The following is an 11,678-nucleotide window of genomic DNA, read 5'->3' as shown; positions in this document are numbered from 1 at the left end:
CCCTTACAGCAAGCTGGTTTCCTAACCTACTCCAGAGGGGTGAGTCTCCCCAGTCGTTCATCCCATTTCAGAGATAGTTTCGGTATGCCCTACCGTACTTGAGAAAAAATGCTTTATTCTCTGTACTTGGTGCTTTAAGGTTTTATATGGCCAAAGCATTTCTTGCAAGAACCCCATACCTTAAGTTTTCAAGGTTCATTGCATCCATTAGATGCTGGGTTTTTAGACTGGTTGAATACCCTGCCAGTAGAGTTATTATAGCATTTTTCCTGGCCTTATATCCCCATACCTAAAAGGTAGGGGCGTGTGCGGCAATTTTTGGTAATGTAACTTCTGATTCCAAACACAGCCCAATTTTGGGTAACTGTTATCTGGATTACATCACAGGGAAAACCATAGGGTTATTCTAGGGAAAACAAGCATGATTGCTAGGTTTCCAGTTCAACAAGGTTTAATCGTTATCCCACTTTTCACAGCCAATCAGATCGCCAATCCGATCTCGTAGCAGGAAATTGCAAGCTTCTAACTCGCACTCCACGCCTGCCCATTCCCGAGCCGGAATATATTGGCAGAGGGTGTAGATAGGCTGTTGACGGCTAACGACGCCTTGGCTCACGAGTTCGCGAGCCTCGTCTTTGATCAAGTTGAGTGAGTATTGAACAGTGGTGTAAGTCATAGATTTGCCCTCTTGGGGTTGCCTTTGGTGGTTTACGGCATCAGTATCTAATCATAATGGAAAAATCGAATTTAGGGAAGTATTTTTTTCAGTATAAGCGATTACAATTCCCCTCTAATCTTTCCATAAAGAAATTAAAATTTCCTAAAATACACCTCAAAGGGTGATCATACGGGGGTTTGACTCCGGTAAACACTCTCTCCTTGGTCAAGTAAATTCGACCATAGTTGATTTATAAAACAACTGCCCCTAGCTAGCCGAAAAATACTAGCTTTGGGGGCGAATGATCCAATTTTAATTGAGAATCAGCTTCTATCCTCAAAATCTACAATTTTTTGGTCTCCCGAGGCGCAAGGCTTCACAGTCCAAACAAGGTTTTCAATACAACCGCCTGAGCAGATGGCATTTGACCAAAAGAAAAGACGTAAGGTAGATCCGGTGGAATTTGAAGTCTAAACCGATCTAAAGCATAAGGACTACCGTAAATCACTAAGGCTTGTAATTGACCCGTTTTTAATAAATTCTTAAGCCTATTCTCTGCAACCTCAGTCAAACCCTCACTTCCGCGAAAAGGATTTCCGCGAATAAAAAGCTGAAGCAAGGTTAAACCCCCCTCCGACGAGAGCGACTCCTCAACAAGTTGCTCTTTGGAGTCAATCAATTGCAGTTGATAACCCCATTCAGCAGGACCTGCGATCGCTGGAGTATGATTGCCTAAAAAGGGACAGTTCAACAAATCATCGACAATCACCAAATTTCGCAGTGGGGGGGTGTGAGTTTGAGAAGAGCGTTCTAACGGGATAGTTCCTCCAATCTTCAACGTCTCCCGTACTAGATAAGAAACCACCGTCTGAGCAGACTGACTCGATAACCTTTGACTCAAACCGCTAAAAGATCGTTTCTCAATCTCTGGCGGAAACAAACCCGGATGCTTTGTATTCCATCCCGGATAGACTTTCGCCTTCGCCTTCCAAATTCGTTGTACAGAAGCTCGAATCCGTTCTAGAGAAATTCGACCCGAAACCACCGCATCGCAAACAGAGCGAATTGCCACCTCTGGATCAACAGGCATCAATATAATATCAGCTCCCGCCTCTATTGCCAAGACAGGTGCTTCTTCTGGACTATACTGGTTAGCGATCGCTCCCATCACCAACGCATCCGTCACAATCAACCCTTCAAACCCCAGGTTTTGACGCAACTGACCCGTTAAAATAGATCTCGACAAGGTTGCAGGTCGTTGGTCATCCCAAGCCGCTATTAACAGATGAGCGCTCATCACCGCATCAACCCCAGTAGAAATCGCCGCTTGAAACGGAAGCAACTCTAGCTGATGGAGACGTTGATCGCAATGGGGAATCGTTGGTAATTCTAAATGAGAATCAATCGCCGTGTCACCATGACCGGGAAAATGTTTGGCTGTCGTGAGAACCGGATAAGATTGACAACCGCGAATAAAGGCGCTCGCTAACTGACTAACAGTACCCTCCGTCTCTCCAAACGAACGCACATTAATCACCGGGTTGTCCGGGTTATTATTTACATCCACCACCGGAGCCAGAATCCAGTTTAAACCTATCGCTAAGGCTTCTTGAGCGGTAATCGCTCCCATCTGTTTTGCAGCGTCTACAGCCTTTTTAACATCCGTCGCCGCCAGAGTTCCAATGGTCATCGGGGGTGGAAACCAAGTCGCTCCCGCAAAGCGTTGACCCACCCCTTCTTCAATATCTGCGGCTAACAGCAAGGGAAATTTCGCCCAAGACTGGAGTTGTTGGGTACGAGCCGTGATTTCTACAGCGCTACCATCGACTAAAAGAACCCCACCCACCCCCAAGTCTTGCAACCAATGTTGTAACTGAGCAGAGGGAGGCTCCCAAACCGGATAGCGAATTTGATGGTCAAACAGATAACCGGAAGCTCGGACCACGACCATCTGGGCGACTTGTTCTGCTAGCGAGAGATTCATTCAGGTTGAGGAGTATCAGGAATGTATTGCTCTGAAGAATCCTCCAGAGGTTGCTGATCTTCATCCGGTTTCCGGTTTTCAGAAATGTGATTCAGCAGCGATAACATTTTATCACCTCGCTCTAACGAACGATCTTCTAAAAACACAACTTCTGGAGTTCGACGTAAACGCACCCGTTGACCGAGAGTAGAGCGGATGTAGCCCGTCGCCGCTCGTAAACCTACCATCGTTTCTTGACGAGCTTCTTCACTACCGTAAATGCTCACAAAGATTTTAACGTGTTGAAGATCTCCTGCAACTTCCACATCTGTGATGCTCACCATACCACTTCCGACTCGATCATCTTTGACTTCTTGCATTAATATTTGACTCACCTCCCGTTTAATCTGTGCAGCCACTCGGGAAACTCGACGATCTGTAGGCATGACAATCTTCACCTAAGCTAGACTCCTATCAGTTTAACGTGGGGTCTTCCCTTGTTTCCTAAATTCTGGCTTTGGGGAACTCGTTTCCCTCTCTAAAGAGTCAGATTGCTTAACGCAGTGAATAATTGTTGGCTCTTGTCGCTTAACTGTTAGCCGTAAACCCCATCAGAAAAACTTTCTATACACTGACGGTTGTTGATGGAATTGAGGAAGACAACTGATCTCATTAATCCTTCATCTATACTGACGATTTTCAGGAAAATCTCTGCCATAAACTTCTTGAAAAAGTTCGGGTTTGAATTGACTTAAGCTTGATTAAATTAGATTGACAAAAATAACAGCAATTCTCAAAACTCCCGGAAATCCTAAGAAACGGAGCGAAATTAAATTCACAAGGGAGTCAAAAGGATTCGTAAAATTACTCTCGAATCCTATAGCCGAATACTCTCTGAGCGAATTATGAGTCAATTGAATTTCTTACGTTTTTCCTACCTCTGGTGCAGGTTGGGATAGTCATTTCTGCGTGTTGATCATCGGAATAAAGCTGACATTACCCGGCAAAAGTTTTGTGGAAACTATGAATAAGCAAGCTTCTTTATTGATTTTATTCAAATCTTTTCAGATTTTTAAATGGATGAAAATTAGACGAACAAAAAAGCAAATATTGGCGCTCAGTTTGGCAATAATCTCCTGCTTGACGGTACTCAATCCGCTCACAACTTTCAAAGCCGTTGCAGATTCTTCAGGCCTTCCCAGTCTACAACAAACTCTCGCCTTTCGACAGCAAACTAATTCTTGGCCCTGGGAAAAAACTAGCATTGATTCCCTTGTTACTCGAATGCCGAGTTCAGCAGAAACCAGTATAACATCTGTTGCCCAATATATTACTCAACGAGAATCAGATCCGTTTTTAGTCGTTAAAGCATTGCATGATTATGTTGTCACAAAGATTGAATATGATTATGCCGCTTATCTGCGAAAATATTATCCACCTCAAGATGCCCAAACTGTTTTTAGAACTCGTAAAGCCGTTTGTTCAGGATATGCGAGATTGATGCAAGCTTTAGGAAAAGCAGCAGGTTTAGAAGTGGCTTATATCCCCGGAGATTATCGCACTTTGAATGGGGGTTTAAGCGGTGAAGGTCATGCTTGGAATGGGATTAAAATTAATGATAAATGGTATTTAATGGATGTCACTTGGGACACGGGCTATGTTAACGGTTCGGACTATGTTAAACAGTACCGAACAAACTATTTACTGACCCCTCCTGAAGTGATGATTATGACTCATCTTCCAAATGATTCCGCTTGGCAATTATTGGCTCGTCCGTTATCTCGTCCTGAGTTTATTAGACAGCCCTCTTTACAGCCTGAATTTTTTGCGGAAGGGTTCCGGTTAATTTCCCCTAAACTTTCTAATATCCGAGTCCAAAATAAGGTTGATATTCAGTTAGAAAATTCTAAAAATCGTTGGATGATGGCGGAAGTTGTACCCCAAGGACATAGACAAACCTTTCTCTGTAGTCCTCCCACTCGTAAAACGTCTAATATTCCTTGTTCTTTACCGGGTTCAGGAAACCATGAAGTTCGACTATTTAGCAGTCAAGAACAATATGGAACCTATCAATATTTAGGGGCGTTTCGGTTTAGCACTTAATAGATTTGGGCGGGTTTAGTTTAATCTAGAATGGATCTTATAAATTTCAAAGAACCCGCCCTTACAGGGATTAGGGATTGAATCGGTCTGTTGAGTGATTTATTCTAGAATCAATTTTAAATCATCTATCTTGAGGTTGATTTTTACAAAGAAACGAATCTTGAATCTCTACATCATCCAAAAGATAAAATCAATTCAGTTAAAAATTATTAAAAATACAACTAGAGATAGACGATCAAATCTCTCTCTCAAGGTTAATCTATGTGAGGAATCTAGGCAATTCTGTGATGGCTTAGGTCGGTATTTAATTTTCTTTTAATTTATGATTATTGAGTCAAACTTGTGGTACAAAAATGCTATTGTTTATTCTCTAGATGTAGAAACATTTAAAGACTCGAATGGCGATGGAGTTGGAGATTTTGAAGGTTTAACACAGAGCTTAGATTATTTATCGGGATTAGGAATTACTTGTTTATGGCTGTTACCTTTTTATCCATCTCCGAATCGAGATAATGGCTATGATATCATGGATTATTATAATATTGATTCTCGCTTAGGAACATTAGGAGATTTTGTCGAATTTATCCGTAAAGCAGAAGATAAAGGAATACGAGTTTTAATTGATTTAGTCGTTAATCATACATCCATTGAACATCCCTGGTTCCAAAAATCGAGAGCCGATAAAAACTCTAAATATCGAAATTATTATGTTTGGTCAGAAGAAACTCCCAAGAATAATCCAGAATTAATTATGTTCCCAAGCGTAGAAGATAGTATCTGGGAATATGACGAACAAGCAGAAGCTTATTATCTGCATCATTTTTTAAAAGAACAACCAGACTTGAATATAGCTAATCCAGAAGTTCAAGAAGAAGTTTTAAAAATCATGGAATTCTGGTTAAAATTAGGCATTTCTGGGTTTAGAATTGACGCGGCTCCTTTTTTGATTCTAGGTGTGGGAATTGAGGGAGGAACAAGCGAAGATTTACAGCACTTTTTAGAGAAAATGCGAAAATTTGTGCAGTATCATTGTCCCGATGGAGTGTTATTAGCAGAAGCCAATGTTTCCCCTGATAAATTTTCGATTTATTTTGGGAATGATGATCGAATGCACCTGTTATTTAACTTTTATTTGAATCAATATCTATTTCTGGCTCTTGCTCGTCAAGACGCATCAACTTTAGGGAAAGCTTTAAAACAAATATCCGATATTCCTGAACATAGCCAATGGTTAAATTTTGTTCGCCATCACGATGAATTAACCTTAGATATTCTCAGTGATTCCGAACGTCAGGAAGTCTTTGATACCTTTGCACCGGAAGAAAATATGCAAATTTTTGGGCGAGGAATTCGACGCAGACTTCCGCCAATGGTGAATGGAAATCGCAAACAAATTGAACTCATTTATAGTTTAATTTTCAGTTTACCAGGGACTCCTTTATTGCGGTATGGTGAAGAAATTGGCATGGGGGATGACCTGTCGTTAGAGGGTCGTACCAGTGTGCGAACACCGATGCAATGGTCAAATCAACCCAATGGTGAATTTTCTAATAGTGCGACTGAAAATTTAACTCGACCTGTGATTAAAGACGGGAAATATGGTTATCAATCTCTCAATGTTTCTGAACAACAACGCGATCCAACTGCTTTGATTAATTGGACAGAACGTTTAATTCGGATTCGTAAACAATATTCTCAATTAGGTGAAGGAAAATGGTCTATATTAGAAACTGATCATCCAGCCGTTTTTGCTCACTGTTGTTTGGGTGAAGATGATGCAATTTTAGTCCTACACAACTTAGGGAATGACTATTGTAAAGTAACCATAAAATCTAACGACGATTATCAATATTTAATGGATATTTTTGGAGATAACTATTATGAACCCCTTCAACATGATTTCAAGAACATTCCCTTATCCGCCTATGGTTATCGTTGGTTAAGGGTGAGTCAAAAATAAGTAAAATTAGGTTTGGGTTTCAGGTGTTTTGGGTGTTAGATTATTTGTTCAAATTCGTGAGTAAGATTATGACTGCTAACAATTAAAGGAAAATAGTAATGGTTAAAATTGGTTATCATGCCTCCCACGAACAATTTAAACCCAGTCAACTGTTAAATTATGTTCAACAAGCTGACAAAGCGGGGTTTAATTTATGCTTATCTTCCGATCATTTTTATCCTTGGAGTGAAAACCAGGGACAAAGCGGTTTTGCTTGGTCTTGGTTAGGCGCTGCAATGCAAGCAACCCCAAATTTATCCTATCGCATTGTTTGCGCCCCTGGTCAACGCTATCACCCCGCTATTATTGCCCAAGCCGCAGCAACTTTAGCGGAAATGTTTCCTGATCGTTTTTGGTTAACTGTTGGCAGTGGTCAAGCCTTAAATGAACAAATTACAGGTGATAAATGGCCTTGTAAAAGCGATCGCAATACCCGTTTAAAAGAATGTGTTGATATTATTCGGGCGTTGTGGTCAGGGGAAACAGTAACCCATCGAGGTTTAGTATCTATTGAAGAAGCAAAACTCTATACTCGCCCCGAAACAAATCCCTTAATGATTGGGGCTGCAATCACCGCAAAAACCGCTCAATGGCTCGGTAGTTGGGCGGATGGACTGATAACCACCTCTCGTCCTCCTGAACAATTAAAAGAAGTTGTGGAGGCATTTCATCGGGGAGGAGGACAAGGAAAACCGATGATTTTAAAGGTTCAGTTATCTTATCATTCTGATGAAAATATTGCTAAAAAAGATGCTTATGATCAATGGCGAAATAATATTTTTGCAAGTCAGGTTTTATCCGATCTAAAAACTCCTCAACAATTTGATGCTATTGGAGAATTTGTCACTTTAGAAGATTTAGAAAAAAATGTGCGAGTTTCGTCGAACGTAGAGCAGCATATTGAATGGTTAAAGCAAGATATTGAACTGGGATTTGATGAGTTGATTTTACATAACGTTAATCGAGAACAAGAGCAATTTATTGAAACTTTTGGTAAAACCGTTTTACCCCGTCTTCTCTAAAAATAACAACTTCTATTAACAGTCTCCTACAAGGCGAGGGACTTTGAAGAACCTCTCCCTAAATCCCTCTCCAATCCCCCCTGCCCCCCTTAAAAAGGGAGGTAAGGTGAGGAACTTTGAATAACCTCTCCCTAAATCCCTCTCCAATCCCCCCTTAATCCCCCCTTAAAAAGGGAGGTAAGGCGAGGGACTTTGAATAACCTCTCTTTATTTCACGTCATCTGCGTTAATTAAATTCATCGCTTGATTCAAAATTTCAATTCGATTAACCTTTTGTTCTAATTCCCGATAATCATAACGTCCTTCTTCCACTTCTAAGGAAGCTTTGTTAATAGCTTGGGGATAGGCTTTTTCTAGAATTTGATATAATTCTTCTGTATTCAAATAAACTCCTTTTGATTTAGGACGTTCGTTTAAATCTTGAATTTCTAAAGCAGAGTTGCGAATGGAAACATCCCAGGAACGAGTGGTGCGATTTTCCGCTTGTTGTTTAATTAAATGAAGTAGCAAAATGACTGCATAACTGCGAATATTGTTAATAATATCTTTGCGACCCATTTCCTCTAACTCGTCAACTAGGGTTAATGATCCTTTGATGTCGCCTTTCAGTAACAATTGTTTTAATTCTAGAATTTCTTCCATTATCTGAAAATTAATCAAGGATAGTTTTATTTTAGCATTGAAAACCTCTCTAAATCCCTCTCCAATCCCCCCTGCCCCCCTTAAAAAGGGAGGTAAGGCGAGGAAGTTTGAAGAACCTCTCCCTAAATCCCTCTCCAATCCCCCCTGCCCCCCTTAAAAAGGGAGGTAAGGCGAGGAACTTTGAAGAACCTCTCCCTAAATCCCTCTCCAATCCCCCCTGCCCCCCTTAAAAAGGGGGGTGAGGCGAGGGACTTTGAATAACCTCTCCTTATTTCACTTCATCTGCGTTAATTAAATTCATCGCTTGATTCAAAATTTCAATTCGATTAACCTTTTGTTCTAATTCCCGATAATCATAGCGTCCTTCTTCCACTTCTAAGGAAGCTTGATCTATCGCATTTAAATAGGCTTCTTCTAGAGTTTCCATCAGTTCTTCTTGACTGAGATAATAACCTCCGGCTTTACGTCGCTTATTTTTTCGTTTAATTTCTCGGACAGAATTCCGAATGGAAACATCCCAGGAACGAGTCGTGCGATTTTCGGCTTGTTGTTTAATTAAATGGAGAAGTAAAATAACGGCATAGCTACGAATATTGTTGATGATGTCATCCCGACTCATTTCTTCTAGTTCCTCAACAATAGCCAGTGACCCTTTGATGTCGCCTTTCAGTAACAATTGTTTTAACTCTAGAATTTCTTCCATTATCTGAAAATTAATCAAGGATAATTTAATTTTAGCATTGAGAACCTCTCTAAATTCCTTTGAACCTTTAGGGTGGGTGAAAACCATTCCCAAAGCGTTAAATTATCAGTCCGACTACCTTAACCCACCCTACTATTCTTGATTTTTATCAATTTGAATCCATTCTAGTTATAATGTCATTTTGAATCGCTTGTTCATCATACAAACTTAATGTATTAGTTCCCCTATTTACACAATAATGCAACCTTCCTAGATCAAGAGCAAGTGTTTTCATCTCTTTACTGTTAGGGTTTTCTTCTAGCATTTTTAATGCCATGTCGTACATATTTTTGGTTTCTGAAGGTTGTATTTCCCCAATCAAGTAAAACATTAAAACAATATCCGATCTAATTTCTCTGTTGTTAATTTCGTTAAACAGGTTGGTCTTCAAAAGCTTAAATATTTTTTCTTCTTGTTGCTTATCAAATGAAATTTTGTATTTTTTATTTAAAATAATTAATTGGTTTTCTGCCAGTTCTCGAGCTAATCTCCATATTTTTGCTTTGGAAGAATGCGTTTGACACAATTTTAAAACCTGAAGATAATATTTTTTTATTTCTTTTATTAACAAGTATTTTGGCTTCCATGCTTCTAATAATTTTTCATAAGCATCGTCGTTCTCTGGATTCTGACTAATTTCTTTAATATGGGTTTCAATAGCCTTTTTAATTTTTTTCTTTTGTTGTTGTCCGAGAAAGTATAAAGTAGCCAATATAAGTAAAAGAACAGTTATGATGATTATAACTTCCATAAAAGCTATTTATTCGGTTAATTTTGTGATTCTTATAGAATATCATAACAACGGGATCAGTTCAACACAGAGTCTAAGTTTTCCAGAATCTTTTTGGTATTAGGATGATTAACGCCTAGAACTTCTTTAGCCATAGCTAAAGCTTTTTGACCAAAGGATTTTGCTTGTTCATATTTTCCCTGAAAATAGTAGAGAGATGCTAAATTGTGAAGAGTGGTTACTATAGATGGATGGTGCTGTCCCAATAACTGCTGTTTCATTTCTAAGGCTTGTAGATAGAGAGATTCTGCTTGTTCATATTTGCCTTGGGATGAGTAGAATAGTGCCAAATTGTTGAGGCTGGTTGCCACAGACGGATGCTGTAGTCCTAATAATTTTTGTTTCATTTCTAAAGCTTGTAAATAGAGGAATTCTGCTTGTTCATATCTCCCTTGAGATTCATAAAGTGATGCCAAATTGTTGAGGCTAGTTGCCACAAATGGATGCTCAAGCCCTAATAACTTTTCTCTCATTTCTAAAGCTTGCTGAAACAAAGATTCAGCTTGTTCATATTTGCCTTGAGATTTGTAGAGAGTTGCTAAATTGTTGAGACTGGTTGCCACATCAAGATGTTTTTTTCCTAACAACTGCTGCCTCATCTCTAAAACTTTTTTAAACAAAGGTTCGGCTTCTTCATATTTCCCTTGGGATAAATAGAGATTTGCCAAATTGTTGAGGCTATTTGCCACATCGGGATGCTGTTCTCCGAATAACTGTTTTCTCATCTCTAAGGCTAGTAAATAGAGAGGTTCAGCTTGTTTATATTTCCCTTGAGACTTGTAGAGTGATGCCAAATTGTTTAGACTGGTTGCCACATCGGGATGCTGTTTTCCTGACAACTGCTGTCTCATCTCTAAGGCTAGTAAATAGAGAGGTTTAGCTTGTTCATATTTCCCTTGAGACTTGTAGAGTGATGCCAAATTGTTTAGACTTTCTGCTAATTCAATCTCTAAATTTAGCTTTTGTTGTAAACTGATAGCCTTCTGAAAATACTCAATTGCTAACGTCTGTTCTTGCTGATAGTCTTCACAGTCTCCCTGTTCTATTCGACGTTTATAAATTTCTCCCAGCCGTGCATACAACGTCGCCAAACTAGCATCATCCGTTCCTTTTTCCTGTTCAATATCCTGAATTAACGCTTTTAAATCTTCGATGGGTAAAAAATAGGGTTCGTCTTCGTCAACTTCGGAAAATCTGAGTTGAAACATCTCTCTAAAAGGTTGAAACTCGTTGGCAGAAACCAGCTTTTTCTGCTTCGACTTAAATCTAAACACCCCTTTTCGCCAACTCCAAAAATCGGGGGCTTGTTTGCTGAGTTCTTGTTCAATTTGAGAGGTTATCCACAACACAATTGAAAAGGGAAATTGACGCAAAGCTTCCCTTGTCCATTGCAAATATCCAAAGAAAATTTCCTGTTCTGAACGTTCGTCACCGTGACGCAGAAAATACAGTTGTTCTGCACCCGTAACCGTGATAACGGCTTGTTTTCTCTGTTGTAACGGTTTTTTCTTTTTAACCAAGGCTGAAATTGCCGCTTTTAAACTCGGTTCTCCCCGTGCTAATTGAACCTGATAACAGCTAATTTCTGGAGTAAGTTCGGCTTCGTAGCGTTGAATAATTTGATCTCGATATTCGCTATCGTCGCAGACAGCAATTAAGAGATTGAGTTGATTTTGACTTGCTTCTATTGAAACGATTAAATCGTCATAATTCTCTTGATTATCAATTGAAGGTTCAAATAAATTTGCTGATTCCATAA

The 11,678-nt window shown here is 39.6% G+C and carries 10 protein-coding genes; 3 read left to right on the top strand and 7 right to left on the bottom strand.

Features of this window, described 5'->3' with window-relative positions:
• Positions 1 to 451: 451 nt before the first annotated feature.
• The 3 genes from WN50_RS04415 to rbfA all read right to left on the bottom strand — a co-directional run bounded on the left by WN50_RS04415 (position 452) and on the right by rbfA (position 3,067).
• Entirely contained in the window at positions 452 to 676 is a 225-nt protein-coding gene (locus WN50_RS04415) for a DUF4327 family protein (RefSeq protein ID WP_046281793.1), read from the bottom strand.
• A 358-nt stretch (positions 677 to 1,034) separates the two neighbouring features.
• Positions 1,035 to 2,642, bottom strand: coding sequence for a glycoside hydrolase family 3 N-terminal domain-containing protein (locus WN50_RS04410; protein WP_049558048.1), 1,608 nt, complete (start codon positions 2,640 to 2,642; stop codon positions 1,035 to 1,037).
• On the bottom strand, positions 2,639 to 3,067 hold the full coding sequence (gene rbfA / locus WN50_RS04405) for a 30S ribosome-binding factor RbfA (protein WP_046277015.1): 429 nt from the start codon (positions 3,065 to 3,067) through the stop codon (positions 2,639 to 2,641). The genes WN50_RS04410 and rbfA overlap by 4 nt, the downstream gene beginning before the upstream one ends.
• 577 nt (positions 3,068 to 3,644) lie before the next feature.
• Here rbfA and WN50_RS04400 point away from each other — a divergent pair.
• The 3 genes from WN50_RS04400 to WN50_RS04390 all read left to right on the top strand — a co-directional run bounded on the left by WN50_RS04400 (position 3,645) and on the right by WN50_RS04390 (position 7,745).
• Positions 3,645 to 4,724, top strand: coding sequence for a transglutaminase domain-containing protein (locus tag WN50_RS04400; RefSeq protein WP_049558046.1), 1,080 nt, complete (start codon positions 3,645 to 3,647; stop codon positions 4,722 to 4,724).
• 322 nt (positions 4,725 to 5,046) lie between these two features.
• Entirely contained in the window at positions 5,047 to 6,684 is a 1,638-nt protein-coding gene (locus tag WN50_RS04395) for an alpha-amylase family protein (protein WP_046277014.1), read from the top strand.
• Positions 6,685 to 6,782: 98 nt separating this feature from the next.
• Positions 6,783 to 7,745, top strand: coding sequence for a TIGR03885 family FMN-dependent LLM class oxidoreductase (locus WN50_RS04390; protein WP_046277013.1), 963 nt, complete (start codon positions 6,783 to 6,785; stop codon positions 7,743 to 7,745).
• A gap of 207 nt (positions 7,746 to 7,952) precedes the next feature.
• Here the strand turns inward: WN50_RS04390 and WN50_RS04385 are convergent, their stop codons facing one another.
• The 4 genes from WN50_RS04385 to WN50_RS04370 form a co-directional block, all read right to left on the bottom strand.
• Positions 7,953 to 8,387 (bottom strand): DUF29 family protein, encoded by a 435-nt coding sequence (locus tag WN50_RS04385; RefSeq protein WP_046277012.1) that lies wholly within the window; start codon positions 8,385 to 8,387, stop codon positions 7,953 to 7,955.
• A 268-nt stretch (positions 8,388 to 8,655) separates the two neighbouring features.
• The gene (locus WN50_RS04380; RefSeq protein WP_046277011.1) at positions 8,656 to 9,090 is read right to left on the bottom strand and encodes a DUF29 family protein; all 435 of its coding nucleotides are present in this window, start codon (positions 9,088 to 9,090) and stop codon (positions 8,656 to 8,658) included.
• Positions 9,091 to 9,238: 148 nt separating this feature from the next.
• A complete protein-coding gene (locus WN50_RS04375; RefSeq protein WP_046277010.1) occupies positions 9,239 to 9,880 on the bottom strand; it encodes a hypothetical protein in 642 nt (213 codons plus the stop codon).
• 56 nt (positions 9,881 to 9,936) lie between these two features.
• Positions 9,937 to 11,676, bottom strand: coding sequence for a tetratricopeptide repeat protein (locus WN50_RS04370; RefSeq protein ID WP_046277009.1), 1,740 nt, complete (start codon positions 11,674 to 11,676; stop codon positions 9,937 to 9,939).
• Between the last annotated feature and the right edge of the window lie 2 nt (positions 11,677 to 11,678).

The sequence above is a fragment of the Limnoraphis robusta CS-951 genome (assembly GCF_000972705.2).
The sequence above is the reverse complement of the archived record's forward strand: the minus strand, read 5'-3'. Positions and strand labels throughout refer to the sequence as shown.